At 31.9% G+C, this 26,137-nt stretch carries 23 protein-coding genes and 1 tRNA gene; 6 read left to right on the plus strand and 18 right to left on the minus strand.

What is annotated here, in order from left to right:
* Nucleotides 1-147: 147 nt before the first annotated feature.
* The 11 genes from ACIQ16_RS07665 to mvaD form a co-directional block, all read right to left on the minus strand.
* A tRNA-Asp gene (locus tag ACIQ16_RS07665) sits at nt 148-221 on the minus strand.
* A gap of 86 nt (nt 222-307) precedes the next feature.
* Nucleotides 308-1,234 (minus strand): DUF58 domain-containing protein, encoded by a 927-nt coding sequence (locus ACIQ16_RS07670; RefSeq protein WP_396150241.1) that lies wholly within the window; start codon nt 1,232-1,234, stop codon nt 308-310.
* A 102-nt stretch (nt 1,235-1,336) separates the two neighbouring features.
* Nucleotides 1,337-1,654 (minus strand): thioredoxin, encoded by a 318-nt coding sequence (gene trxA, locus ACIQ16_RS07675; RefSeq protein ID WP_166125498.1) that lies wholly within the window; start codon nt 1,652-1,654, stop codon nt 1,337-1,339.
* Between the two features lie 144 nt (nt 1,655-1,798).
* Nucleotides 1,799-6,325: a DNA polymerase III subunit alpha gene (dnaE, locus tag ACIQ16_RS07680; protein ID WP_396150243.1), complete on the minus strand. Its 4,527-nt coding sequence runs from the start codon at nt 6,323-6,325 to the stop codon at nt 1,799-1,801.
* Between the two features lie 173 nt (nt 6,326-6,498).
* On the minus strand, nt 6,499-7,191 hold the full coding sequence (locus tag ACIQ16_RS07685; RefSeq protein ID WP_396150245.1) for a DUF6252 family protein: 693 nt from the start codon (nt 7,189-7,191) through the stop codon (nt 6,499-6,501).
* A 99-nt stretch (nt 7,192-7,290) separates the two neighbouring features.
* A complete protein-coding gene (locus ACIQ16_RS07690; RefSeq protein ID WP_353168320.1) occupies nt 7,291-8,166 on the minus strand; it encodes a pseudouridine synthase in 876 nt (291 codons plus the stop codon).
* A 70-nt stretch (nt 8,167-8,236) separates the two neighbouring features.
* On the minus strand, nt 8,237-9,157 hold the full coding sequence (locus tag ACIQ16_RS07695; RefSeq protein ID WP_396150247.1) for a geranylgeranylglycerol-phosphate geranylgeranyltransferase: 921 nt from the start codon (nt 9,155-9,157) through the stop codon (nt 8,237-8,239).
* 76 nt (nt 9,158-9,233) lie between these two features.
* The gene (locus ACIQ16_RS07700; protein ID WP_396150249.1) at nt 9,234-10,172 is read right to left on the minus strand and encodes a mevalonate kinase; all 939 of its coding nucleotides are present in this window, start codon (nt 10,170-10,172) and stop codon (nt 9,234-9,236) included.
* A 5-nt stretch (nt 10,173-10,177) separates the two neighbouring features.
* The gene (locus ACIQ16_RS07705; protein ID WP_396150251.1) at nt 10,178-10,468 is read right to left on the minus strand and encodes a type II toxin-antitoxin system RelE/ParE family toxin; all 291 of its coding nucleotides are present in this window, start codon (nt 10,466-10,468) and stop codon (nt 10,178-10,180) included.
* Nucleotides 10,465-10,689 (minus strand): hypothetical protein, encoded by a 225-nt coding sequence (locus ACIQ16_RS07710; RefSeq protein ID WP_291241446.1) that lies wholly within the window; start codon nt 10,687-10,689, stop codon nt 10,465-10,467. Before ACIQ16_RS07710 ends, ACIQ16_RS07705 begins: the two co-directional genes overlap by 4 nt.
* A gap of 31 nt (nt 10,690-10,720) precedes the next feature.
* On the minus strand, nt 10,721-11,830 hold the full coding sequence (gene mvaD, locus ACIQ16_RS07715) for a diphosphomevalonate decarboxylase (protein WP_396150253.1): 1,110 nt from the start codon (nt 11,828-11,830) through the stop codon (nt 10,721-10,723).
* A gap of 90 nt (nt 11,831-11,920) precedes the next feature.
* On the opposite strand from mvaD, the gene ACIQ16_RS07720 reads away from it, so the two are divergent.
* On the plus strand, nt 11,921-12,394 hold the full coding sequence (locus ACIQ16_RS07720) for a TspO/MBR family protein (protein ID WP_396150255.1): 474 nt from the start codon (nt 11,921-11,923) through the stop codon (nt 12,392-12,394).
* Here the strand turns inward: ACIQ16_RS07720 and ACIQ16_RS07725 are convergent.
* The 3 genes from ACIQ16_RS07725 to ACIQ16_RS07735 all read right to left on the minus strand — a co-directional run bounded on the left by ACIQ16_RS07725 (nt 12,391) and on the right by ACIQ16_RS07735 (nt 16,218).
* Entirely contained in the window at nt 12,391-13,599 is a 1,209-nt protein-coding gene (locus ACIQ16_RS07725; RefSeq protein ID WP_396150257.1) for an NAD(P)/FAD-dependent oxidoreductase, read from the minus strand. The genes ACIQ16_RS07720 and ACIQ16_RS07725 overlap by 4 nt on opposite strands.
* Nucleotides 13,600-13,706: 107 nt before the next feature.
* A complete protein-coding gene (locus ACIQ16_RS07730; protein WP_396150259.1) occupies nt 13,707-14,162 on the minus strand; it encodes a hypothetical protein in 456 nt (151 codons plus the stop codon).
* A 142-nt stretch (nt 14,163-14,304) separates the two neighbouring features.
* Nucleotides 14,305-16,218, minus strand: a complete 1,914-nt coding sequence (locus ACIQ16_RS07735) for an alpha/beta fold hydrolase (RefSeq protein ID WP_396150261.1) — start codon at nt 16,216-16,218, stop codon at nt 14,305-14,307.
* Between the two features lie 84 nt (nt 16,219-16,302).
* Here ACIQ16_RS07735 and ACIQ16_RS07740 point away from each other — a divergent pair, with 84 nt between their 5' ends.
* From ACIQ16_RS07740 to ACIQ16_RS07760, 5 genes are read left to right on the plus strand one after another with little or no spacing between them, the layout of a single operon-like run.
* Nucleotides 16,303-17,553 (plus strand): dicarboxylate/amino acid:cation symporter, encoded by a 1,251-nt coding sequence (locus tag ACIQ16_RS07740; RefSeq protein WP_396150263.1) that lies wholly within the window; start codon nt 16,303-16,305, stop codon nt 17,551-17,553.
* Between the two features lie 35 nt (nt 17,554-17,588).
* Nucleotides 17,589-18,356 (plus strand): DedA family protein, encoded by a 768-nt coding sequence (locus ACIQ16_RS07745; protein WP_396150265.1) that lies wholly within the window; start codon nt 17,589-17,591, stop codon nt 18,354-18,356.
* Nucleotides 18,357-18,383: 27 nt separating this feature from the next.
* Entirely contained in the window at nt 18,384-19,496 is a 1,113-nt protein-coding gene (locus ACIQ16_RS07750; protein ID WP_396150267.1) for an NAD(P)/FAD-dependent oxidoreductase, read from the plus strand.
* Nucleotide 19,497: 1 nt separating this feature from the next.
* Entirely contained in the window at nt 19,498-20,223 is a 726-nt protein-coding gene (mtgA, locus tag ACIQ16_RS07755) for a monofunctional biosynthetic peptidoglycan transglycosylase (RefSeq protein WP_396150269.1), read from the plus strand.
* A gap of 12 nt (nt 20,224-20,235) precedes the next feature.
* Nucleotides 20,236-21,054 (plus strand): SDR family NAD(P)-dependent oxidoreductase, encoded by an 819-nt coding sequence (locus tag ACIQ16_RS07760; RefSeq protein ID WP_396150271.1) that lies wholly within the window; start codon nt 20,236-20,238, stop codon nt 21,052-21,054.
* 149 nt (nt 21,055-21,203) lie between these two features.
* Here ACIQ16_RS07760 and ACIQ16_RS07765 read toward each other — a convergent pair whose 3' ends face one another.
* The 4 genes from ACIQ16_RS07765 to ACIQ16_RS07780 form a co-directional block, all read right to left on the minus strand.
* Nucleotides 21,204-23,414, minus strand: coding sequence for a TonB-dependent receptor domain-containing protein (locus tag ACIQ16_RS07765; protein WP_396150273.1), 2,211 nt, complete (start codon nt 23,412-23,414; stop codon nt 21,204-21,206).
* A 124-nt stretch (nt 23,415-23,538) separates the two neighbouring features.
* Nucleotides 23,539-23,871 carry a hypothetical protein gene (locus tag ACIQ16_RS07770; protein WP_396150275.1) on the minus strand — a complete coding sequence of 111 codons (333 nt, stop codon included), beginning with the start codon at nt 23,869-23,871 and terminating at the stop codon, nt 23,539-23,541.
* On the minus strand, nt 23,871-24,860 hold the full coding sequence (locus ACIQ16_RS07775; RefSeq protein ID WP_396150277.1) for an aspartate-semialdehyde dehydrogenase: 990 nt from the start codon (nt 24,858-24,860) through the stop codon (nt 23,871-23,873). The genes ACIQ16_RS07770 and ACIQ16_RS07775 overlap by 1 nt, the downstream gene beginning before the upstream one ends.
* A gap of 115 nt (nt 24,861-24,975) precedes the next feature.
* The gene (locus ACIQ16_RS07780) at nt 24,976-25,971 is read right to left on the minus strand and encodes a TlpA family protein disulfide reductase (protein ID WP_396150279.1); all 996 of its coding nucleotides are present in this window, start codon (nt 25,969-25,971) and stop codon (nt 24,976-24,978) included.
* Nucleotides 25,972-26,137: the final 166 nt, after the last annotated feature.

Consider the following 26,137-nt stretch of genomic DNA (forward strand, 5'->3'; position numbering starts at 1 on the left):
TCCACAAAAGTGGAAAGCTTTTCATCGGTCTAACTACTAAACCTTTTCCCGTAAACGGGATAAACAACACAACTACGATTCTCTTGAAGACTCAAGATTTTTGGGCAAAAAAGCATTCTAATAAATTAGAATGCTTCCCAAATGTTGCGGTCTGGACGGGACTCGAACCCGCGACCCCCTGCGTGACAGGCAGGTATTCTAACCAACTGAACTACCAAACCGTTGCTGTAATGCGAGTGCAAATATACTACAGTTTTTGTAACTTGCAAATATTTTAATAAAAAAAATCCGAAATAACCTCCATTACTTATCCAAACTTCTGTTTTTCAACTAAATATGTTGTTAGTATTTTTTCGAAATTTTCATCCACTGAAACTGGAACATATTTAATTTTATAGGAAGCGCAAGTATTAGCTATGTTTTCAAAATAAGTATTTACTACTTTTTCGTAACTTTCTTTCATATTTTCGGCAAACAAGTTAACTTCCTCACCTGTTTCCATATCAATGAACTTTCTTGGGGTATTGTCAAAATCAAAATTCAACTCTGTTTTTTTATCAAAAACATGGAACAAAACCACCTTATGTTTGTTATGCTTTAAATGCTGCAAAGCACTAAATAGTTTTTCATTATCTTGATCGATAAACATATCTGTAAACAAAATAATCATCGAACGACGGTGCACTTTTTCAGCAATTTGATGTAGAAATGTAATCGTATCTGTTTTTTTAGATTCTTTTGAGTCGTTTAATATGTTTTCAAACTGATTTAAAATCATTCTGTGATGGCGTTCGCTTCCTTTTTCTGAAGCGTAATATTCATACGTATCAGAATACACAGAAACGCCAACCGCATCGCGTTGTTTCTTTAATAAATTCATCAATACAGCTGCGGCTAAAACAGAAAATCCAATTTTACTTTCAGAAAAATTTTGATTCGATTTTAATTTTGGATAATGCATCGATGAAGAATTATCGATAATTAAATGACATCGTAAATTGGTTTCTTCTTCGAACTTCTTCGTATATAATCTGTCTGTTTTAGCAAATAACTTCCAATCTATATGCTTGGTGCTTTCACCTTGATTATAAATTTTATGTTCGGCAAATTCGGCAGAAAACCCGTGAAACGGACTTTTATGCATGCCCGAAATAAATCCTTCAACTATTTGATTAGCCAAAAGTTCTAAATTCTTGAATTGGGATATTTTTTCGAGTTGCGATTCTAAATTCATATCGTAAATATATGAAAAGATTTTAAATTCTGTATGAAAGTTATTTGTTAAAAAAAAGGCTCAACTCCCGTTGAACCTTTTGTAATATGTGTTTTCTATTGATTATAGTAATGCGTCGATTGCATCAGTATAGGTTTTTTTAGGAGCTACTCCTACTTGTCTTCCTACTACTTCTCCGTTTTGAAACACTAATACTGTTGGAATATTTCTTACGCCGTATTTTGCAGCAAATTCTTGATTTGCATCAACATCTACTTTACCAACAACTGCTTTTCCTTCATATTCTGTAGCTACCTCATCAATAACTGGTCCTACCATTCTGCAAGGTCCACACCAAGCTGCCCAAAAATCTACTACTACTGGTTTGTCTGATTTTAATACTACTTCCTCAAAAGTAGCGTCTGTAATTGCTAATGCCATATTTTTATATTTATTTTTTTATACTATAAATTATTATACTGCGAAAGTAGAAAATATATTTAAGCTGTGAAAAAAAATATGATTTCTTTTACCTATTTGAGAATTAGAAAAATCAATTTATAAGTTTTTTAAGAGTTGATTTCATTAATTCAATTTAAAATTAATTTGCATTCTTTCCAATCCTTCCAACAAATCTTTTGAAATATTAATTTTTAGTTTTCTACTAGGCATTTCTAACTTGTTTTTTATAATAGTTTCTTCAATTTCTTCCATTTGATTTTCTATTATTATTTCCGCATTATTTTCTGCCTCATCCTCTATTTCTATAAGATTTTCATCTTGAATTTCGTCATCAATTTCAATCTCTCGTTTTACAAATCGTTTCACTTTTTCTAATTCTAACAATTCGAATGTTACATTAAAATCCCCTTGATGATATGAGAAAAGTTCATTTAATTTTGAAATTAATTGTTCTTTTAACTCTTCAACAGGTAACTGAATGGTTAATTTTTTTGCAAAATCTGGCAAAACATCTTGTAAACTCTGAAGATGTGTAAAATTAATTCTTGGTTCTGATTTTTTTCCGGTGTCTTTATTTGTCCAACCTTCTTTCACGAAAATTTTAACAAATACAAACTGATTTGCAACCAAATAATGACGGAATTTCAAATATTCCTCATTAAAAATTCGGAATTCAAAACTTTCTTCGTATCCTTCAATATTAAACGTAGCCCAACCTTTATTTTGTTGCGTGGTACGATGTTGCACATTGGATACAATTCCTCCAAATGATAAATTTTTACCAACTAAAGGCTCTAAATTATGTAATGCTTGCAACTTTGTATTGCAGAAATATTTCATTTCAAATTTATAATCGTCCAATGGATGACCAGAAATATAAATTCCTACAACTTCTTTTTCGCGAGATAATTTTTCTAAGGTATTCCATTCTTCACAAGGCGGCACAGTTGGCTCGGCAATTTGCACATCGGATGCATCACCAAACAAACTCACTTGAGAAGAATTTTCGTTTTCTTGAAACTTTGCACCAAAACGCATTGCTTTTTCCAAAAAGGAACTATTATCGCCATCAGTATGAAAATACTGAGCACGATGCGTATCGCCAAACTCATCAAAACCACCTGCTAAGGCTAAATTTTCGAATGCTTTTTTATTGGCTGCACGCAAATCAATTCGTTTTGCCAAATCGAAAATAGACTTAAAACGACCTTCTTTTCGCACTTCAACTATTGTTTTTACTGCGTTTTCTCCAACGCCTTTAATTGCTCCCATTCCGAATCGAATAGCATTATTATCGTTTACGGTAAACTTATAGAATGATTCATTAACATCTGGTCCTAAAACTTCTAAGCCCATTCGCTTGCATTCTTCCATAAAAAAGGAAACCGATTTGATATCATTCATATTGTTTGAAAGCACCGCCGCCATATATTCTGCTGGATAATGAGCTTTTAAATAGGCCGTTTGATAAGCAATCCAAGCATAGCAAGTAGAGTGCGATTTGTTGAATGCATAACTTGCAAACGCTTCCCAGTCTTTCCAAATTTTCTCTAATATTTTAGCGTCGTGTCCTTTTTCTTCTGCTTGCGCGATGAATTTAGGCTTCATTTTATCCAAGACCGGCTTGTCTTTTTTACCCATTGCTTTACGAAGCACATCAGCATCACCCTTTGTAAATCCAGCTAATGATTGAGATAAAAGCATTACTTGCTCTTGATATACTGTAATTCCGTAGGTTTCTGCTAAATATTCTTCACAGGCATCTAAATCATATGCAATGGGTTCTAAACCATTTTTTCTTCGAACGAAAGAAGGAATATATTCTAACGGACCTGGTCGATATAATGCATTCATCGCAATTAAATCTCCAAAAACCGTTGGCTTTAAATCTTTCAAATACTTTTGCATTCCAGGCGATTCGTACTGAAAAATACCTACCGTTTCGCCACGTTGGAATAATTCGTATGTTTTTTTATCGTCTATAGGAAATGTATCAGGATCTAAATCGATATTTCGCTTATATTTTACGAGTTTAACCGTGTCTTTAATAAGTGTTAACGTTTTTAAACCTAAAAAGTCCATTTTTAATAAACCCGCACTTTCAGCTACGGCGTTATCAAACTGGGTAACATATAAATCTGAATCTTTTGCTGTAGTTACGGGAACGAAATTGGTAATATCATCTGGCGTAATAATTACACCACAAGCGTGAATTCCTGTATTTCGGAGCGAGCCTTCTAATATTTTTGCTTGTTGAATGGTTTCTCCAGAAAGTTCGTCTTGATTGGCAATTTCGATTAATTCTTTTACTCGGTCAAATTCATCTGAACGAACGGCTTTTTTAACATCTTCTTCTTTTTCCGATAGAAATCGTGCTAAATTCCATTTTCCAGGCATCATTGCTGGAATCAATTTCGCAATTCTATCCGCTTCGAATAAAGGCAAATCTAAAACTCGAGCCGTATCTCGAATAGCTGATTTCGTGGCCATTTTTCCATACGTGATAATTTGCGCCACTTGATTGGAGCCGTATTTCTTTATTACATAATCCATTACTCGACCTCTGCCTTCATCATCAAAATCGATATCGATATCGGGCATCGATACACGGTCTGGATTTAAAAAACGCTCGAAAAGCAAATTGTATAATAACGGATCAATATTCGTAATCCACAAACAATACGCAACAACTGAACCCGCAGCAGAACCCCTACCTGGACCAACAGAAACGTCCATTTTTCTGGCTTCGGCGATAAAATCTTGTACAATTAAAAAATAGCCAGGATAACCCGAATTACTAATTGTTAGTAGTTCAAAATCAATGCGTTCTTTTAATTCATCACTTATTTCACCATAACGTTTTTTGGCTCCTTCGTAGGTTAAATGTCTTAAAAAAGCATTTTCGCCTCGAACGCCTTTATCTTTTGTATCTTCAGGATCCTGAAATTCTTCTGGAATATCAAATTTTGGAAGTAATACATCTCGCGAAAGCGAATATATTTCAATTTTATCTACAATTTCTTGAACATTATTAATAGCTTCTGGTGATTGCGGAAACAATTTTTTCATTTCATTTGCTGACTTGAAATAATATTCTTGATTGGGTAAGCCGAAACGATATCCGCGACCACGTCCTATTGGTGTGGCTTGTTTTTCACCCTCTTTTACACATAACAAAATATCGTGTGCGTTGGCATCTTCTTTATTGATGTAAAACGTATTGTTTGTTGCAATTAGCTTTACATTATGCTTTTTAGAAAACTGAATTAACGTAGTATTTACCGCTTTTTCATCCTCTTGATTGTGATTCATTAATTCGATATACAAATCGTCACCAAATTGTTCTTTCCACCATAATAAGGATTCTTCAGCTTGATTTTCTCCGAGATTCAGAATTTTATTTGGCACTTCACCATATAAACTTCCAGTTAAAACAATAATATCTTCTTTATATTGTTTGATTAATTCTTTATCGATTCGAGGCACATAGTAAAACCCATCTATATAGGCTTTTGAAGACAGTTTCGCTAAATTATGATATCCTTTTTTATTCTTAGCTAAGAAAACGACTTGATATCCGTTGTCTTTATTTGATTTGTCTTTATGATTGTTACAAACAAAAAATTCGCAACCTACTATTGGTTTAATGATGGTTTCTGTTGGTTGTTCCCCCGCTTCAACTAATTCCTTGTTTTTGGCTTCCGCCGCTTTATTGTGATTTAGAATTCCACTTACAAATTGAAAAGCACCCATCATATTTCCAATATCGGTAAGGGCAACTGCTTGCATTTTTTGCTTTACCGTATTTTCAATCAAATTAGGAATGGAAATTGTAGATTGCAAAACGGAAAACTGTGAATGATTGTGCAAATGTGCAAAGGCAACATCTGAAATATCTTCCAAATTTTCAGGTAAAATCTCAATATCTTTAGGAAGCTGTTGTTGTACTTTCTCTCTTAAAGTAGCTGAAGCTTGTTTTAAATTTACGTGTTTTAATCCGATTGGTTTTACCTCTGGATTATTAGTTCTGAAAGCTGTATAGTATTCTTCAGAAACAGGCAATTCGTTTGAATTAAAATTTCCGCGTTTTACTAATTCTAAAAAACAACGAGTTGTGGCTTCTACATCGGCAGTGGCATTATGAGCTTCTGCAAATTTTTCTTGAAATAAATATTCGTGTAATTCTGTTAATGTAGGTAGTTTAAATTTTCCACCACGTCCACCAGGTAATTTTAATAATAAAGCCGTAGTTTCTGTACAAGTATCTAAAATGGGCATTTTAGTTAAATCGGTAGCTATTCCAAATCGGTGAAATTCGCAACCCATAATATTCACATCAAAACCTACATTTTGTCCTACAATATATTTGGCTTGAGATAAAGCAATATTAAATTTTTCAAGGATTTCACTTAAACCACAACCTTCTTGATTGGCTAATTCTGTTGAAATTCCGTGAATTCTTTCTGCATCAAATGGAATGTTATATCCTTCTGGTTTAATTAAATAATCTTGATGTTCGATTAGGTTACCCATATCATCGTGTAATTGCCAAGCAATTTGCACACAACGAGGCCAATTGTTAGTGTCTGTTATTGGAGCAGACCAACTTTTAGGTAATCCTGTGGTTTCGGTATCGAAGATTAAATACATAAATTATAAATTCCAAATTAATAAATTCCAAATCTCAAAACTATACTACATTTTAAAAAAGTGAAAGATTTCAAAAATACAATTTATCTTTTTTTATGGCAATTTTAGTTATTAACAAAAACAAAAAACCACTCCTAAATGAAGTGGTAATTAGTAATATATGTTTAAAATTTTTATAAAATTGGCACTTTATAAAAAATTCCTTTATTAAAATTAATTACTGTTCCTTGTTCGTCAACTGCATTAAATTTGAATGTTCCTGAATACAAGTTTCCTTCAATTTTTTCAATTTCAACTTCTCCATTACTTTTTGAAACATTTAAAACAGTAACTTTTGCATTGCCATTACCACCATTAACAGTAATCAAATCTCCTGGTTCATATCCTACTCCTCTACTTACAATGGTAGCTCCTGTAACAGCTCCTGAACTATTGGTTTGAATTTTTAATGTTAATCCGTTTCCTGAACCTCCTGTTGTAGTTACATTGTTTCCGTTTAAAGCTGCATATCCAGTACCAGGAATAGTTATTCCTTGTAATTTAAAAACAGGCCCTTCAATTAATGCTGTTTCAAAGTATAATAATGATTGCTGATTGCTATATGAATACGTTGCGTTTACACCTTGATTTGTAGTTCCTAAATAATGTGTACCAACTGTATTTGGCACTGTTATAGTAACCATTTCATTATCTTTATATGCATTTATTGTTATCGTTCCGCCTGGATTTGCAGTGATTTTTGTATCCGAAGCACGCCATGAAACATTGTCTTTTTCACCTAAAAATGCAGGTAAATTAGTTTTAATATCATTTTCACAAGATATTATTAGTAAAACAAGGGCAAGTAGTTGGACTATTTTTTTCATAAATAGATTTGTTAAATTTGGAATACAAATATATATATTTTATTTTTAATTTGGTGGTATTTATACTAAAAAAAAACGCCTTTTAAAAGACGTAGTTTTTTAGTTGTTTTTCAAATTGACAACTTCTTGTTCCGTTAAAACTCTCCAATTTCCTCTTGGTAAATTCTTTTTGGTTAACCCCGCAAATACTACTCGATCTAATTTAATTACATTATATTTTAAGTGTTCAAAAATATTTCGAACCACTTTAACATTAGATGTTTTCATTTTTACACCAATTTCACTTTTAGCCTCACCATCAATAAATGTTACTTCTTCTACATATACTTTATGTCCTTCAATAGTAACGCCACTTTGAATTTTTTCTAAATCTTCGTATTTTAAATTTTTATCTAAAGAAACTTGATAAATTTTAGAAGAACGTTGATTTGGTGTTGTAAATTTTCTAACCATATCTGGATCATTTGTAAACAATAATAATCCTGTTGTGGTTTTATCCATTCTTCCAATAGGTTCTAATCGTACATTTGAAGGTGACTTAATTAATTGCAACACGTTGTTAGCGCCTTGGTCATTCTTCTCAGTTGAAAAATTCTTAGGTTTGTTTAAAAGGATGTATTCTTTTTTCTCAGGTGTAATGTTCACGCCATCAAAATTAACCACATCGGTTAGTTTTACTTTGTGTCCCATTTCTGTAATTACTTCGCCGTTTACTTTTACGTTTCCGCTTTGGATATAAATGTCGGCATCTCTACGACTACAAACTCCTGAATTTGCTACATATTTATTTAATCTGATTTCATCTTTATCAGATTTAATTTTAACCACTTGTTGTTTTGGCTTGTCTGTTCTATTGAACTTTGGAGCAGGTTTGTTTTCTGAAGAAAAAGATTTTCCTGATTCGTTTTTCTTAAAATCTGGTTTTTTACTTTCCGAAACTTTACCGCTTCTTTTGGCTCCTGACGATTTTCTCATGCTTTTATTTTTTTGCAAAGATAGTCAATTTAAGTGAGAAGTTCGAAATTGGTAGTTAGAAGCCGACTCCCTATCGAATTAATAGTAATTTTTGACCGTTTTCAATAATTTCTGGTTTAATTAGAACGATACAAATTACTCCAGCTAAAAGAATTATCTTTAATAAAAAATGAAGTTTAATATAATCCACTTTTCCTTCCGACTTCCATAATTTCAAAACAAAAATTAGAAGTAAAATATAACTTGAATAAAAATAAATGTCCATGTAGCCTACATCGAACACATTAATAAGAAAATAAACAGGAACGATTGTAAACAATAGCAATAATGAAATAATTTTTTTAGCAAAATTTTCACCAAAATTGACTGGGATGGTTTGATAATTATTCGATAAATCGCCTTCAATGTTTTCTAAATCTTTAATCATTTCACGAATTAATAGAATCAGAAATAAAAATGTAGCGTGCGCAAAAATTACTTGATAAAAGTTTTTAAAATACAATAAAATTCCGAAAAAGGGCAAAACAGCTAATAAAGAAGCTGAAACATTACCAATGAAAAGCATTTTTTTTAGCTTATGCGAATACAACCAAATAATAAAAATATAAACAGAATAAAACAAAGCCGCTCGCCAAGAAACCATAAAACCAAATACAGCCGAGAAGAAATTTAAAGTGAAATAAACTTGAAGTTGGGTTTTCTGACTTACTAATCTGTCTAAATACGATTTTTTAGGACGATTGATAATGTCTTTTTTGGCATCGTAAAAATTATTTATAATGTATCCCGAAGCAATGGCAAAAGTAGACGCCATTACTAAAAAGAACAATCTCCAATCTAAAATAATATCTAACGCTCTTCTTTCTGGAGCTAAAATAAAAATAGCAGATAAATATTGTGCTAAAGCGATTACAAACACATTATACCCACGAGCCACAGAAAAGAAACTGAAGATTTTAGTAAGTACTAATTTAGAGTTGCGACTTAGCATTTCTTTTGGGTGAAGGGTTTTGGGTTTTGGGTTTTGGGTTTTTCTTAAACCTTATACCCTATTCCTAATACCTATTTTAAAACTGATAAACCATTTCTAATTTATAATCTTTTAAAGATTTTTTAGCTTTTTCAAAATCTTCTGTAAAACCTAAAATATAGCCACCGCCACCAGAACCACACAATTTTAAATAATAATCGTTGGTTTCAATTCCGTTTTGCCAAATTTGGTGAAATTGTTCTGGAATCATTGGTTTGAAGTTACTCAAAACCACTTTAGACAATTCTTTTGTGTTTTTAAATAACGATTTCATATCACCTTGTAAGAAGTTTTCCACACAAGAATCGGTATATTTTATAAACTGCGATTTTAGCATTTTTCTAAAACCTTGGTCTTTTAAATTTTCCATAAAGATATTTACCATTGGAGCCGTTTCTCCAACAATTCCTGAATCTAACAAGAAAACGGCGCCTTTCCCAGTAGCCGATTGACTTGGAATTCCAGCAGCTTCAATATTATCTTTTGAATTGATAAGAATTGGTAAACTTAAGTAACTATTTAATGGATCTAAACCAGAACTTTTTCCGTGGAAAAAGGATTCCATATTAGAAAAAATTGATTTTAGTTGCAATAATTTTTCTCTGGTTAAATTTTCTAAAACGGTAATTTTATTCGCCGCGTATTTATCGTAAACAGCAGCTACTAAAGCACCACTACTTCCTACTCCGTACCCTTGTGGGATACTTGAATCAAAATACATTCCGTGTTTAACGTCGTTTTGTAATAACTCAATATTAAACGTTACTAAATCTGGCTGTTCCGTTTGTAATTGCTTTAAGTAAGCAACGAATTTCACTAAACTCTGATTTGATTTTTTGGCTTCATCTGTCGGATTTTCATCTGACTTCAGCGCACCTTTGTAAAAATTATATGGTATTGAAAGTCCTTTAGAATCTTGAATGATTCCATATTCTCCGAAAAGTAATATTTTTGAGTAAAAAAGTGGTCCTTTCATAATTTTTATTCTTTTATTTTATTTGGGTTTTGTCTGGTATCGAATACCGAAACAATATAAATAGTATCATTTTTAATAATAAAGAAAACAGATGTTTGCTTTGAAACTACACATTTTCTTAGACCTTCAAATTCAGAAACAGGAAACAATTCAGGATTTACTTGAATCAAATCTATATTTCTTTTTAATTCTTTTAAAAAATTATCGCTAATTCTTTCTGACCATTTTAAATTTAAATACGCTACTATATTTTTAATCTCTTTTAAACTTCGGTCTGAGAATTCTAATTTTCTCATTTCCAACCTAATTCTTTTTTTACTTCTTCGTAGGAATGAACTCGACCGTTTTTTATATCTTCTATACCTTCTTTGATACCTTCTTTTGCAGAATTTGGCAAATCATCCCACCAATCTTTCTGCTCTTTTTGAAATATTTTCTGAATAGACTTTATTATTGAAGGATTTTCTGTTTCCTGCAATAACTTCATTAATTCTTTTTTTTCTAATTGAATATCCATTTTTTGATAGTATAAGTGTAAAGATATAAAATTATTTCAAATCTTGTGCGCCATTTCCAATTTCATCACAAATATACTGACCATTTTGACAATAGCCAACTAATTCGTGCTGAATAAATTGCACTACTTTTTCTTTAACATTTTCAGGATACAAAACGTGCACATTGGCACCTGCATCTAACGTAAAACAAACCGGAGTTTGTGTTTCACTTCTGAACTTCCAAATTTTATTAATAATTTCTAATGTATTGGGTTTCATTAAAATAAAATAAGGCATCGAAGTCATCATCATAGCGTGTAACGTCAGTGCTTCGCTTTCTACCAAACTCATAAATTCGGTTACATTTCCTGTTTCTAATAACGTAACAATTTTAGCAATATTATGATGTGCTTGTTCGAATCGTTGTTCAGCAAATGGATGATTGTGCATTAAATTATGTCCAACAGTACTTGAAACTTGTTTTTCGCCTTTATCTACTAATAAAATCGTATCCTGAAAATTATAAAAATTCGGATGCATATTTTCAAATGCAACTCCAAATAAGTCGGAGCTATTTTTTATGGTTTCGTTTTTTCCCCAAGACACTACGTTTCCAATAATACTTCTACAAGCACTTCCAGAACCTAATCGTGCTAAAAAAGAAGCTTTTGCATAAAAATAATCATCGGAAATTTCAGGTTTTAACGCCTTTTCTAAACTCATAATATTCATTGCAAGCGCTGCCATTCCGGAAGCTGAAGATGCGATTCCTGAACTATGCGGAAAAGTATTTTGGGTGTCAATTGTAAAATGATATTCTTTTATATACGGGCAATATTTATAAATTCTTTCGAAAAACTTTTGAATTTTAGGTTTAAAATCTTCTTTTGGTTTTCCTTCAAATAACAAATCGAATGAAAAATCACGCTGTACTGAGCTGGTCGAAGTATCTTTTTCAACTTTAGAAGAAATCGTAACCGATGTAATGGTTTTGCAATTTTTCAGTGTAAAACTAATCGATGGATTAGCTGGAATTTGTTCACCGTTTTCTTTTTTTCCCCAATATTTCACCAAAGCAATATTACTTGGCGCACTCCACGAAAAAGATGCCGCTTCTATTGAATTATAATTTGAAATAATGAAGTCTAAATCAGAATACATAAAATTATTTTTTACAAAGATAGAAAAGGAAGTTAAAACTTAGTTGTCAGATGTCAGAAGTTTTAAATATATTTGAATAAAATTATGAAAATGAAAAAGTATTTAAGAATATCGTATTGCATAATTATTTGTTTGACTGTAGGCTTTTTCTCTGGAAAAATTACACAATCGTCTATAACCACTTGGTATCCTACTCTAATAAAACCTATATTTAATCCCCCAAATTGGATTTTTGCGCCCGTTTGGACGTTACTTTACATTTTTATGGGAATTGCTGCAGGATTAGTTTGGAATGAAATTGAAAATAAACCTAAAGAAGTTAAAGTAGCCTTACAATATTTTATTTTTCAATTGGGATTAAATGCATTATGGTCTTATTTATTTTTTAGCTTACACAACCTATTACTAGCTTCGATTGAAATTATTTTATTGCTATTGGTTATGTTAGAATGTTACAAATTATTTAAGCCGATAAACGCAACTGCAGCAAAATTATTCATTCCTTATATTGCTTGGGTTTCTTTTGCAACATTATTGACTTTTAGTATATTTTACTTGAATTAAATATTCTCGGCAACTATAAAACCACTTGTCCAAGCATTTTGAAAATTGAAGCCACCAGTTATGGCATCAATATTTACCACTTCGCCAGCAAAATAGACCTTTGGTAAAATTTTGCTTTGCATAGTTTTAAAATTAATTTCTTTTAAATCGATGCCGCCAGCGGTTACAAATTCTTCTTTAAACGTGCTTTTACCGTTGACCTGAAACTCGGCTTGCGTTAACTGATTGGCTAAGCTATTAATTTGCTTGTTGGTTACCTCAGCCCATTTATAATCCAAGGCAATATCTGAAGCGGTTACGATATTTTCCCACAAACGTTTTGGAAAATCAAACGGACAAAATTTGCCAATTAGTTTTTTATTATTTTCTTCTTTAATTTCTTTTAATTGTTCAATGGCTTCATCAAAAGACACCTCATCTAACCAATTGACAAGCAAGGCAAAACAATATTTTTTATCAAATAATTCTCTTGCACCCCAAGCAGAAAGTCTTAAAATTCCGGGGCCTGAAAGTCCCCAATGAGTTATCAATAATGGGCCTGAAGCCGCTAATTTAGAATTTTTTATTTTGATGCTGGCTTGCGCCGAAAGTCCCATTAAATCTTTAATTCTTTTATCGGTAATATTGAATGTAAATAAGGAAGGAACGGGTTCGACAATTTGATGGCCCATTTGATGCATCATTTCCCAAATTTTAGGATTGCTTCCTGTTGCGACTACAATTTTATCTGCAACAAAAACATCGTGTTGGGTTTCAATTTTCCATTGTTCGTCCTTATTAAAATATAAAGATTGTACACTTTGTGAGGTAAATACTTTAATGCCTAATTTCTTTACATCTTTTTCGAAACAGTCAATTATCGTTTGAGAATTATCCGTAATTGGGAACATTCTTCCGTCTTCTTCAATTTTTAATTCAATACCTCTTTTTTCGAACCAATCAATTGTATCTCCAGAACAAAATTGCGAAAAAGGCCCTTTTAATTCTCTTTCACCACGCGGATAAAATTTGACTAAATCGTTCGGCACAAAACACGCGTGTGTAACATTACAACGCCCACCACCAGAAATTTTAACCTTAGTTAAGCATTCTTTTCCTCTTTCGAGAATGGCCACACTAAGTTGCGGATTTTTCTCTGCAATGTTAATTGCTGCAAAGAAACCGGCTGCGCCACCGCCTATGATTATGATGTTGTATGATTGCATTTGAAGTTGTTCTTTATTTTCCTATTAAAGGTAAGAATTGTTACTGATTAATTTTTAATTATGTAAAGACCTGACAGGTTTTTGAAACCTGTCAGGTCTGAATTTATTTATTTAAAAACAATTTTATATTTCCACGTTTCACTTCTTCTTTTATTTGAATTGATGGCATATATTAATAATGGAATTGACGGTGGCAAAACCACTACAGAAATAATAACCCCAATTCCTGTTGGAAGAGCAATAATCCCTATGGCAAATAAATTACTTCCGACATACATTGAAACAGACCTTGAAATAATTCCGACAGTTGACCTTTTCTTAATAAAGGAAACAGAATCTAAATGTATTACACTATTTTCAATTTGAATATGAAGTGAATCAACGAATTTAATTTTACCAACGAATCTTTTTCTGTCTTTCGTTTTTACAACTACTCTTTTGTCTTCTTTAATTTTTAAAGTTCGACCCGTTTGATTTTTAATTAATTCTAAATATTTATCCTGAGCATTTAACTTTAGAGTAAATACTAAAAATAAAAAGCAAAATAATAATAATTTTTTCATCCTAAATTAATTAAATTAAACATTTTCAAATTAACAAATCTGATTGTTTTTTCAAAAAGACCTAACAGCTTTTTGAAACCTGTTAGGTCTGAAATTAATTTTTATAATTGACTAATTGACACATTTCCTAATTGGCATATTATTACAACGTCTCTTTCAACCATTTAAAAAATTCACTTTGCCAAACTAAAGCATTTTGAGGTTGTAACACCCAATGATTTTCATCTGGAAATAGTAAAAATTTACTTTTTATTCCTTTTAATTGTGCTGCTTGAAAAGCTTCTTGTCCTTGACCTATTGGCACACGGTAATCTTTTCCACCTTGAATAATTAAAATCGGTGTATTCCAATTGTTTACCAACTTAATTGGATTGAATTCGTTATATGTTTTCTGTGCGATTTTATTGTCTTTTTCCCAATATGCGCCACCCGAATCCCAGTTTGTAAAGAATACTTCTTCTGTGGTTCCGTACATACTTTCTGTATTGAAAATCCCGCAATGCGAAATAAAAGTTTTAAATCTGTTTTTATGAATTCCAGCTAATTGAAATACCGAATAACCGCCATAACTCGCACCAACAGCACCAATTCTGGTTTTATCTACATACGATTCTTTTGAAATATTGTCAATGGCTGATAAATAATCGTCCATAACTTGTCCGCCCCAATCTCCAGAAATTTGTTCGTTCCATTCTACGCCGTGACCTGGCATACCTCTTCTATTTGGCGCTACAACAATATATCCTTGTGATGCCATAAGTTGAAAATTCCAACGGAAAGAATAATATTGCGTTAAGGCACTCTGAGGACCTCCTTGACAATATAAGAGAGTTGGGTATTTTTTTGTTTTATCGAAATTTGGAGGTAAAATTACCCAAACCAACATTTTTTTGCCATCAGTTGTGGTTACCCAACGTTTTACGGAAGTACATTCTGGTATTTTCGAATAAAACTCGTCATTTACGTGCGTAATTTGTTTCCAAGATTTCTTTTTTAAATCGCACGAAAACACTTCTGTTGCCATATTATGGGTGGTTTTAGTCACTAAAACGGAAGTTCCTGAAAAACCAACGATGCTATTTATATCAAAATCGCCATCTGTAAGTTGCGTAACAACAGGAAACATTTTCGTTAACCCAACATGATTTACTTCAAAAAGTTGTTTTGTTCCTAACACTGGTGCAATAAAATAGACTTTATTTCCTTCTTTTGCCCATACAAAACTATCAACAGTTCCGTCCCAATTGGCAGTTAAATTGACATCAAAACCTTGAACTCTTACGATAATGTCATTTTTATCTGCTTCAAAACCATCGCGTTTCATTTGCAACCAACTTAGTTCGCCTCGAGGTGAAAAGGTTGGATGTGTATCGTAACCTAAATTTTTCTCCGTAAGATTTTTTGTGATTTTTGTTGCTACATCGTACTCATATAAATCTGTATTTGTACTTGTTGCGTAGGCTGTTCCTGCTTTTTTCTTACATACATAAATGATTTTATTTCCATCTGGTGACCAAACATAATCTTCATCACCACCAAAAGGTTTTTGAGGTGCATCATAAGGTTCATTTGGCATAATATCAATAGGCCCAAGTACTTTTTCATTTGGTTTACCAAGTAATCCTACAAATAAATGATTGTGCGTGCCATCATTCCAAGTATCCCAATGACGATAATCTAAACCTTCATATACTTGTGCTGACGTTTTTGTTAAACTTGGATATAAGTCGGATCCTAAAATTTTTTCAACTTTTACTTGTTGCACACTTATGTATTCTTGTCCGTTTGGCGAAATACTTTTGTCTGCAACTAAACCTTCAATTTTATCTAAAGCAACCGGATTTCCTCCTTCAACAGGAACAGAATAATATTTAGAAACTATTTTATTTTCTTGAATATTTGGCGTGCCCACTTTGTAAATTAGCGACTTTCCGTCTTTTGAAATCCCTATTGGTGTGACTCTACCTAATTGCCATAACTTTTCTGGCGTCATCATTTGTTGCGCATTTGAACTCATACTTAGTACACTGAAAATGAGAAAAATATATTTTTTCATACTGTTAAAATTTAAAACGAGGTTAAAAGTAGCACTTTTTTGAAAAAATATAACTATTTTCACGGTCTAAAATAAAAATGAAAAATGAAAAACAATAAACTCTTTATATTAATTATCATTTCGTTGATTATTGGTGTTGCATTAGGTGGAATTGTACATTATCAGTTTCCTGAAGCCATTGACTCCTTCTCAAAAAATATAAAACTTCTTGGAACCATTTTCATACGATTGGTTCAAATGATAATTGCGCCCTTAGTGTTTTCTACTTTAGTAGTTGGAATTGCCAAAATGGGTGATATGAAAATGGTAGGACGCGTGGGTGGAAAAGCCATGGCTTGGTTTATTTCTGCTTCCTTAATTTCCTTGTTATTAGGAATGGTTTTAGTGAATTTTTTCGAACCTGGAAAAGGAACCACAATTAAATTAGATGATGCTTCCAGTGCTTCTGAATTGTTAGAAAACTCAAAAGGATTTTCATTAGAAGAATTTGTAAAACATGTTATTCCAAAAAGTTTATTTGAAGCACTAGCCACTAACGAAATTTTACAAATAGTAATTTTTTCTATCTTATTTGGTGTGGCTTTAGCGGCATTTAGTAAGAAAGAAGCCAAACCCATTCTTAAATTATTAGATTCGGTTTCACATGTCATCTTAAAAATGGTTACTTTTATTATGTGGACGGCACCATTAGGGGTTTTAGGTGCTGTAGCAAGCGCTATAGCAAAACACGGCTTTGAAGTATTTACGCTTTACGCCAAATATTTAGGTGCGTTTTTAGTGGGAATACTATTACTTTGGTTAATCCTTTTGACTGTTGGTTATATCATCTTAGGAAAACGTTTGTTTGTATTGTTACAACGTATTAAAAGTCCTTTATTAATTGCCTTTTCTACCACAAGTTCTGAAGCTGTTTTTCCAAAAATGGTAGAAGAATTAGAACGATTTGGGTGTCAACCAAAAATTGTGTCTTTCACATTGCCGCTGGGTTATTCTTTTAACCTTGACGGAAGTATGATGTACATGACATTTGCCAGTATTTTTATTGCGCAAGTATATGGCATAGAAATGAGTTTACCTGAACAGCTTACGATGCTTTTGGTGTTGATGCTTACGAGTAAAGGGGTTGCAGGTGTGCCAAGAGCCTCGTTAATTGTAGTAGTGGCTACTTGTGCTATGTTTGGCATTCCACCTGAAGGAATTGCTTTGATTTTGCCAATTGACCATTTTTGCGATATGGCCAGAAGTATGACGAACGTATTAGGAAACGCGCTTTCAACAGCTGCAATTGATAAATGGGAATCTAAACACGAAACCACACAAGAAATCGGGAGTTAATATTAATTCTTGCTATAAAAATAAAATTGAAACCCATGAAAATCATCATAGACCTACTTGAAAAATTAAAATTAAACGTAGTATTACAAGCCCAAGAAATTGATAAAGAATTTACATGGACCCAGCTTTTTAATCCCGAATTTTACATAAACCTTGAATTAGGTGGTGTTCCTATCGGAATTTATATGGTTTTGTTTATTGTATTTGCCGAAACCGGTTTGTTTATAGGCTTTTTTCTTCCGGGTGATAGTTTGCTGTTTTTATCAGGGATTTATTGTGAAGCATTAGCGCAACCTTTAACTTTTTTACCTCAAGGGTATTCGCCTGTTTTTGTGATTGCCACATTAATTGCCCTTTCAGGGATAATTGGTAATATTTTCGGCTATTGGTTTGGTTCGGTGTATGGGAAAAACTTATATCAAAAAGAAGATGGTTTTTTCTTTAAGAAAAAATATTTGTACCACTCTGAAAGCTTCTTTCAAAAGCATGGCGGAATTGCTATCGTTTTTGCACGTTTTTTACCCATTGTAAGAACTTTTGTTCCTATTATTGCTGGGATTGTGCATATGAAAAAAAGCAAATTCATGTTGTATAATATATTAAGTTCTATTTTATGGTCGTTTATTTTGGTGTATGCAGGACATTATTTATACGGTTTATTTTTAGAAAAATTTGATATTGATTTAAAACACCACATCGAAAAAATCATACTAATTTTAGTGGCTGTAACTACATTCCCTTTAGTAATGAAAGCAATTAAAGCGAGAAAATTAGGGAAAATAGATGGATCTGGTGATGCGTAAATTAAGCTAATTTATAGAAACTAAAATATGCAACTAAGCTATTGGGAAATAAAAAATTGGTTCTCCAACGTGGATTTTACCATAGTAGGTAGCGGAATTGTTGGTTTACATGCTGCTATTCGGTTAAGAGAACGGTTTCCAAAAGCTAAAATTATACTTTTAGAAAAAGGGACTTTGCCTCAAGGCGCCAGTACCAAAAATGCTGGTTTTGCTTGTTTTGGAAGCGTTTCCGAAATTATTGACGATTTAAAAACACATACCGAAGAAGAAGTTATTCAATTGATTCAAAAAAGATATGCTGGTTTGCAACTGCTTCGAAAAAACTTAGGTGATGCTGCGATTGATTATCAACCTTTAGGTGGCTTCGAGTTGTTTCTGAAAGAAGACGAAGCATTTTATAATGATTGCCTATCAAAAATTCCTTTTATAAACGACATCGTTCGAACGTTATTTAAATCGGATGTGTATACCAAAGCAAACAATACTTTTCAGTTTAAAAACACGTTTGAACATTTGATTTTTAATGCTTTTGAAGGTCAAATTGACACCGGAAATATGATGCAAGCTCTATTAAAAAAAGCAGCACTACACGATATTTTAATTCTAAACAATCAAACTGTTTCTCAATATCAGGAATTGAATGATGAAATTGAAGTCGTAACAAATGAAGTCAGTTTTAAAACCAAAAAACTAATTTTTACTACAAATGGTTTTGCTTCCGATTTAACTAAAAATCAAGTAAAACCCGCAAGAGCCCAAGTTTTAATTACCAAACCAATTGCTGATTTACATATCAAAGGTACTTTTCATTTAGACAAAGGGTATTCGTATTTTAGAAATATCAATAACCGAATTCTGTTGGGTGGCGGAAGAAACTTAGATTTTGATGGCGAAACTACTACTTCATTAGAAACCAGTGAAAAAATTCAAAATCACTTGGAAAATTTGTTAAAAAATGTAATTTTGCCTGATACCCCTTTCGAAGTTGAACATAGATGGAGCGGCATTATGGGAATAGGAAATTCGAAAAAACCAATTGTTCAACAAGTAAGCAATAATGTATATTGTGGTGTTAGAATGGGCGGAATGGGCGTAGCTATAGGAAGTTTAATTGGAAAAGAAGTAGCAGATTTAGTATAAAATGGCAATAAACAAAACAACAATAAAACCTAAAAGCACTGGAAAAAAAGGATTTTTCAGTCATATAATGCGTTTCTTTTGGAAACTATTTATATGGTTCAATATCGTTAGTTTGTTTTTTGTGGTACTTTATAAATTTGTTCCCGTGCCCTACACACCACTTATGGTAATCAGGTATTTTGAAAATAAATCTGCAGGGAAAAACATTGAAACCAAACACCATTGGGTACCCATAGAAGACATTTCTAAAAACCTACAAAAAGCGGTTATTGCCAGTGAAGATGGCAGATTTTTTGAACATTATGGATTGGATTTTTCTGCGATGCAAAAAGCGGCTGTGGGAAATTTTAAAGGTAAAAAACTAAAAGGCGGAAGTACTATTACACAACAAACTGCTAAAAATGTATTTCTTTGGCAAGGAAGAAGTTATTTCAGAAAAGCATTAGAAGCTTATTATACCGTATTAATTGAATTAGTTTGGGGCAAGCAACGCATACTTGAAGTCTACCTAAACAGTATTGAAATGGGCGATGGTATTTATGGCGCTGAAGCCGCTACACAACATTGGTACAAAAGAGATTGCAAAAGTTTAACACGAATGCAAGCCGCCGGAATTGCAGCAATTTTACCAAACCCAAGAAGATTTAGTCCAAATGGTTCTGCCTACATTAGTCGAAAACAAAGCAAAATTGCCCGCTATATTTTAATGACAAAATTAAAATATTAATATGAAACTAATATGAAAACAGTCTTAATAACTGGTGCTGGTGGAGGAATTGGCAAACAAACTGCATTATATTTCGCTAAAAATAACTGGACCGTTATTGCTACGTTACTTCATCCTTCTGAAGGCGAAGATTTTAAAGATTTTCCTTCGATTTTTTGTTACGAAATGGATGTTACTTCTTCGGAAAGCATAGCATCGGCTACAAAAATTATTTTGGATAATCATCCTAAAATTGATACGATTATTAATAATGCAGGAATGGGCTACAGAAGTTTTGTAGAACTTTCTGAAGACACCAAAATTGATACGATTGTAAATGTAAATTGGCTTGGAGTTGTAAAAGTGTGCCGTGCTTTTATTCCGTCATTTAGACAACAAAAATATGGACAATTTATAAATATTACTTCTGTTGCAGGCTTAGTAAATTTGCCACTTGGTAATTTTTATCATTCGACCAAACAAGCAGTAGAAAGTTTCTCCGAATGTATGGCTTATGAATTGGTAGATTTTAATATCAGTGTAGCAACGGTACAATTTGGCAATGCACCAACTTCATTTCAAAAGAACGTGACCAAATGCGCGCCCACAGAAATTTTTTCTTACAATAAATTAATGGATAAAATTTCGAAATTGCTTTTGGATAAATCAGGTAAAAACGAAGATTTACCGCAACAAATTGTTGAAAAATTATTTAAAATTGCCGAAAAACCAAATAAAAATTTTAGAAGATACACAATAGGTTTTGATGCCAATATAATGCGAATTTTAAGACGTGTATTGGGTTACAAAATATTTAACTATATCATTAGAAAATTCACTTTGAATAAATAAAAAGAGGGTGTTTAAAAACTTGATTTTGTCATTCCGAATTTATTTCGGAATCTATAAATATTTGTAAATTAAATTTTTAAAGAAACTGAAACGAGTTCAGTTTGACAAAATCAAGTTTTTAAAACACCTTCTTTTTTGATAGATTTTAATTACAAATTAAAATTTACACCTAAAACTATATTTCTTCCCATATTATTAATTCCATCTGTTTTTAAACGAGACAAATGAGCTACATATTGTTTATTTAATAAATTGGTAGCTGTTAGAAACAGATTAAATGTTGCTTTTTTCAACTGGATATCTGTTCCAATTCCTGATGAAAGTAATAGATAATCGTTGGTTTTGGTTTCAAAATTTCCAATTCTATTTTGATTAAATGTATAATTTGCTTGAAAGAAAACAAAACTATTTTTAATGTTTTTTGAAACATCAAAATTCGCTCTAAAATTATTTTTCCATTGATTGGCTGGTAATAATGGTAAATTAGAATTAGTATTTAATTGTCCAATAACCATTTCGTAGCTACTTGACATATGTAACCAGTCGATTTCGTGTAAATGCAAGTGAATTCCAGTTTCTCCACCATATAAAACAGCATCATTTTGTAAATAATCATACACGAAATTATCATCAATCATTGTTCCATTAGGTGCTATAAAAATATAATTGTTGATATGATTATAAAATCCGTTCGCAAAAAAATCAAAGTGTTCGGCATTATAATCAACATTCAAATCAATTTGGAAATTTTGTTCGTTTTTTAAATTTGAATTACCAATTTCGTATCTGTTACTTCCTTCGTGTACGCCATTTGATGAAAGTTCGGATAAGTTTGGTGCTCTAAAACCTGTTGCAAAATTTATTCTTGACGTAATTTTATCCGTAACATTTCTTTTAAAACCTAAAGACGCATTGATGCTTTCATAATTTTTATCTAATTTTTGAAAAGCTCCTTCCGCCCCAATTTCTCCAAATTCTTCAATGTTTACTTTTCTGAAATCATATCGAACACCAAATTGCAACAGATTTTTTTGAAATGCGTATTGCGAGGTTCCAAAGAAACCAATATCTGCAATTTTTGCATTTGGAATCAATCGTTCTTCTCCGAAATTTCTATTTTCTTGATTCATTCCTTGAAATCCAACAATAGTTTTAAGGTTTCCAAAATCAGGCAAATAGTACTTTACATTATAATTAAAAGTCTTTAATTTCATATAAAGCGCCGTTAAGTTTTCGCTTTCCAATTCTTTTCTATCATTAAAAACATAACCCGCAACAGCTTCTAATTTTGAATTTTTAAAATATAATTTCTGGTTAAAACTTAATAAATGATTTTCGATTTTCTGACTTGGAAATAAAGGCGTTCTAAATGTACTATTTTCGAGGTCTTCTTCAGGTAGACCCAAATTCAAATCGTTATAATTATATCTTAAATCGGCTACATAACGAGAGGTTACATAGGAAGTTCCTAATTTAAAATCTTTTTCAATGAAACGCGTATTCACAACTGATTCACCATTTGGTAGTTTGTAATCGGCGTGTGATGAATAATTATTTTGAACTAAAAACTTAAATTTATCTACAGAATTTTTAAAGGTTACCGAACTATTTACACCTTGTGTGTTACTATTTACAACTTGATTTACAGCAAATTCTGTTTTGTTATTGGTAGCATATTTTTCTGGATTAAAATACAAAACACCGCCCATAGCATCTGAACCATATAATAAAGAAGCGGGTCCTTTTATAATTTCTACACTTTCTTGTCCGTTTGCATTTAAACCTAAACCGTGTTCTTCTCCAAATTGTTGATTCTCTAATCGAATGCCTTGTGCGTATGTCAAAACTCGGTTTCCGCTCAACCCTCTAATTACAGGTTTTCCTATTGAAATTCCAGTTGAGACAACATTTACTCCTGGGTTTGTAGCCAATGCGTCCGATAAATTTATGGCACCCATATTTTGTATTTGTTTTAAATTAATATGGTCAATTTTTACCACATTTTCGTTTTGTGTGGTATTAAAAACAGAAGAAATTAAAATTTCATCGATATGATGATCTTCTTTTTCTAAGACAATATCTAATTTTATTTGGTCTTGATTTCCAATACTAATTTGTTGCGATTTGATTTCGAATTTCGCTTTTTTGAAAATCAACGTCAGTTTTCCAATGGGTAAATTAGTGATTTGAAATTCTCCTTTTTCATTGGATGTAGATTGAATAACGCCATCTAAAATTGAAATTTCAACATTAGTAATAGGTTCATTATTTTGGTTTTTTATTGTTCCTGAAATAGCATTTTGAGCAAAGCCCAAAGAGGTAAAGCCCATCAATATGATGAGAAAAATATATTTTTTCATTTGTATAAGTTTAAATTTTATTGATTTAAATTGCAATATTATTTGCCACAGATTAAAAGATTAAAACGATTTTAAATCTGTAATAATCAATGAAATCAGTGGCTTAAATTTACTTTAAAAAAACTTAAACTACAGGCGGACCTCGATAGGAAAAATATAAAAATCCATTTTCTTTTACGAAGGATTCGTAAACAGAAGAATAATGAAATGTATGATTGGGATTTATAAAATCATAAGTAAAAACAGCTTCCGCTAAAAACGCAGCAAATTCAAAATCACAAACCGGACAATCGTTATGATTATCAGCTGATAAATAAATTTTAGAAGTGTTTTCTTGAGTAACCTCATCATTCAAATGATGGGCTTCATCTGTAAAAATATGTAACGACTGATAGCATATGGCGAAAAGTAGCGCCAGTGCCATCAGTACGTTAAATTTTACATATTTTTTTTGCATTATACCAATTTATTTGCCACTAAATATTCTGCAATTTGTACGGTATTTGTTGCGGCACCTTTACGCAAATTATCAGCAACAATCCACATATTCAATGTATTTGGTTGGCTTTCATCTCTTCGAATACGTCCTACAAAAACATCATCTTTTCCTTCAGCATAAAACGGCATCGGATACGTAAATGTATCTAAATTATCTTGAACGGTTATTCCAGGTGTATTGTGTAAAAGGGTACGAACTTCATTTACATCAAAATCTGAATAAAACTCCACGTTAACCGCTTCACTATGACCGCCAACTACCGGAATTCGTACCGCAGTAGCCGTAACGCCAATGGTTTTGTCATTTAAGATTTTTTGGGTTTCACGAACCAATTTCATTTCTTCTTTCGTGTAATCGTTTTCTTCAAACACATCACATTGTGGAATGGCATTTCTATGAATTTGGTATTTATAAGCCATTTCGCCCTTAACACCAGCATATTCGTTTTCTAATTGTTGTACCCCTTTTACTCCTGTTCCGGTAATAGATTGATAGGTAGAAACGATAATACGTTTGATTTTATATTTTTTGTGCAATGGTGCTAAAGCCATTACTAATTGAATCGTAGAACAATTTGCGTTTGGAATAATTTTGTCGGCTGCAGTTAAAATATCGGCATTAATTTCTGGAACGACTAATTTCTTAGTTTCATCCATTCTCCAAGCCGAAGAATTATCAATAACTGTTGTACCTGCAGCAGCAAATTTTGGCGCCCAAGCTAAAGAAGTTTCTCCTCCAGCAGAAAACAAAGCAATATCAGCTTTCATATCTACTGCAGTTTGTAAACCTACAACTTTATATGTTTTACCGTTAAACTCAATTTCTTTACCAACAGATTTTTCTGAAGCAACAGGAATTAATTCTGTAACTGGAAAATTTCTCTCTTTTAAAATTTGAAGCATTACTTCTCCCACCATTCCAGTGGCTCCAACAACGGCTACTTTCATAATCTTTACATTTATTTTTTTAGCACTGCAAAAGTATAAAACTTATTGCTAATAATTTTCATATAAAAAGGTATTAATCATAAAAAAACTGCCCGTAAGCAGTTTTTAAAAAATTTTATTTTACCAAAGAATCTAACAAAGTTACCAATTCAGGTGACGAAGGTCTTGGTGCATCTGCATTTACAATTTTTCCTTCAGGACTAATTAAAATGAATCTTGGAATTCCCTCGATTTTATATCCTTGTACAAAATCTGATTTCCAATCTTTATCCGCTAATAATTGAATACCTCCTAAGTTTTTCTCGGTAACAAATTTGCTCCATTTGTCGTGATTTTTTTGCTCATCTATTGAAATACTTACAAATTCGATATTTTTACCATGATAAGCCGCTTCAGTTTTTTGTAAAAAAGGAATTTCTTGACGACAAGGTCCACACCAAGTTGCCCATACATCTACATATACAAATTTTCCTTTTAAATCTTCTAAAGACGTAACACCACCTTTATGATTTTCATATTTAAAAGTTGGTGAAGCCGTTCCGTTTAATTTTTTTAATTCAAAACCTGCAGAAAGATAATCAATCATACCTTTCATACCTTTTTCAACATCTCCTTTATATTTAGCTACAAAACCAGCGTCTAAATCTTTAGGTAATGCTGCAAAAACAGTTTCTTTATATTTGGCCACTTCCGCAGTTAAAGTTTCTAAATTTTCTGCTTTCATCATAGGTTCAAAAGCAGTTTGATCTGCTTGTTTTAGCATTTCAGCTGCTAAAAACGTGTTTTCTTTTGCGCCTTTTCCTTTAAAAGAAATGGTATTGTCAAAATCTTTATAATCCAAAGAAACTTGTAAATCTGAAGTATTTGTTAAATATAAATCTGCATATTGCTCATCAACTTCAAGTTTAAACATCCCATCTGTTACTTTGAAAGTTGCGTTAAAATCGCCTTTTTTATCTGCCACAATCATTTGGCTAAAACCTCTTGATTTTACATATATGGTATCTGTTGGTTTATTTACAATTTTAGCTGAAAATTTAACTTGAGCACTAGCTGTTAAAGAAAAAACACCTGCTACAACGCTTAATAAAAATGTATTGTGGTTTGTCATTTTGAAAAATTTAATTTATAAAGTGTAAATATAACAGAATAAAAAAATAAAATACAAAAATTTGTTAAGATTATTAATTGTTAAACTAAAATAAAATTTAAAATTATTATACTTTTGCAAAAAACAAATAACAATGTATAGAAGTCATAATTGTGGTGAACTTAAT

It is taken from the genome of Flavobacterium sp. (genome assembly GCF_044360715.1).
Taxonomy (GTDB): Bacteria; Bacteroidota; Bacteroidia; order Flavobacteriales; family Flavobacteriaceae; genus Flavobacterium.

Coding starts and splice junctions, on each gene's coding strand:
- trxA (WP_166125498.1), bottom strand. CDS start 1,654: ATGGCATTAGCAATTACAGACGCTACTTTTGAGGAAGTAGTATTAAAA.
- mvaD (WP_396150253.1), bottom strand. CDS start 11,830: ATGTATTCTGATTTAGACTTCATTATTTCAAATTATAATTCAATAGAA.
- dnaE (WP_396150243.1), bottom strand. CDS start 6,325: ATGTATTTAATCTTCGATACCGAAACCACAGGATTACCTAAAAGTTGG.
- ACIQ16_RS07735 (WP_396150261.1), bottom strand. CDS start 16,218: ATGAAAAAATATATTTTTCTCATTTTCAGTGTACTAAGTATGAGTTCA.
- ACIQ16_RS07710 (WP_291241446.1), bottom strand. CDS start 10,689: ATGGATATTCAATTAGAAAAAAAAGAATTAATGAAGTTATTGCAGGAA.
- ACIQ16_RS07745 (WP_396150265.1), top strand. CDS start 17,589: ATGAAAATCATCATAGACCTACTTGAAAAATTAAAATTAAACGTAGTA.
- ACIQ16_RS07770 (WP_396150275.1), bottom strand. CDS start 23,871: ATGCAAAAAAAATATGTAAAATTTAACGTACTGATGGCACTGGCGCTA.
- ACIQ16_RS07750 (WP_396150267.1), top strand. CDS start 18,384: ATGCAACTAAGCTATTGGGAAATAAAAAATTGGTTCTCCAACGTGGAT.
- ACIQ16_RS07740 (WP_396150263.1), top strand. CDS start 16,303: ATGAAAAACAATAAACTCTTTATATTAATTATCATTTCGTTGATTATT.
- mtgA (WP_396150269.1), top strand. CDS start 19,498: ATGGCAATAAACAAAACAACAATAAAACCTAAAAGCACTGGAAAAAAA.
- ACIQ16_RS07700 (WP_396150249.1), bottom strand. CDS start 10,172: ATGAAAGGACCACTTTTTTACTCAAAAATATTACTTTTCGGAGAATAT.
- ACIQ16_RS07780 (WP_396150279.1), bottom strand. CDS start 25,971: ATGACAAACCACAATACATTTTTATTAAGCGTTGTAGCAGGTGTTTTT.
- ACIQ16_RS07720 (WP_396150255.1), top strand. CDS start 11,921: ATGAAAAAGTATTTAAGAATATCGTATTGCATAATTATTTGTTTGACT.
- ACIQ16_RS07730 (WP_396150259.1), bottom strand. CDS start 14,162: ATGAAAAAATTATTATTATTTTGCTTTTTATTTTTAGTATTTACTCTA.
- ACIQ16_RS07685 (WP_396150245.1), bottom strand. CDS start 7,191: ATGAAAAAAATAGTCCAACTACTTGCCCTTGTTTTACTAATAATATCT.
- ACIQ16_RS07690 (WP_353168320.1), bottom strand. CDS start 8,166: ATGAGAAAATCGTCAGGAGCCAAAAGAAGCGGTAAAGTTTCGGAAAGT.
- ACIQ16_RS07765 (WP_396150273.1), bottom strand. CDS start 23,414: ATGAAAAAATATATTTTTCTCATCATATTGATGGGCTTTACCTCTTTG.
- ACIQ16_RS07760 (WP_396150271.1), top strand. CDS start 20,236: ATGAAAACAGTCTTAATAACTGGTGCTGGTGGAGGAATTGGCAAACAA.
- ACIQ16_RS07775 (WP_396150277.1), bottom strand. CDS start 24,860: ATGAAAGTAGCCGTTGTTGGAGCCACTGGAATGGTGGGAGAAGTAATG.
- ACIQ16_RS07670 (WP_396150241.1), bottom strand. CDS start 1,234: ATGAATTTAGAATCGCAACTCGAAAAAATATCCCAATTCAAGAATTTA.
- ACIQ16_RS07705 (WP_396150251.1), bottom strand. CDS start 10,468: ATGAGAAAATTAGAATTCTCAGACCGAAGTTTAAAAGAGATTAAAAAT.
- ACIQ16_RS07695 (WP_396150247.1), bottom strand. CDS start 9,157: ATGCTAAGTCGCAACTCTAAATTAGTACTTACTAAAATCTTCAGTTTC.
- ACIQ16_RS07725 (WP_396150257.1), bottom strand. CDS start 13,599: ATGCAATCATACAACATCATAATCATAGGCGGTGGCGCAGCCGGTTTC.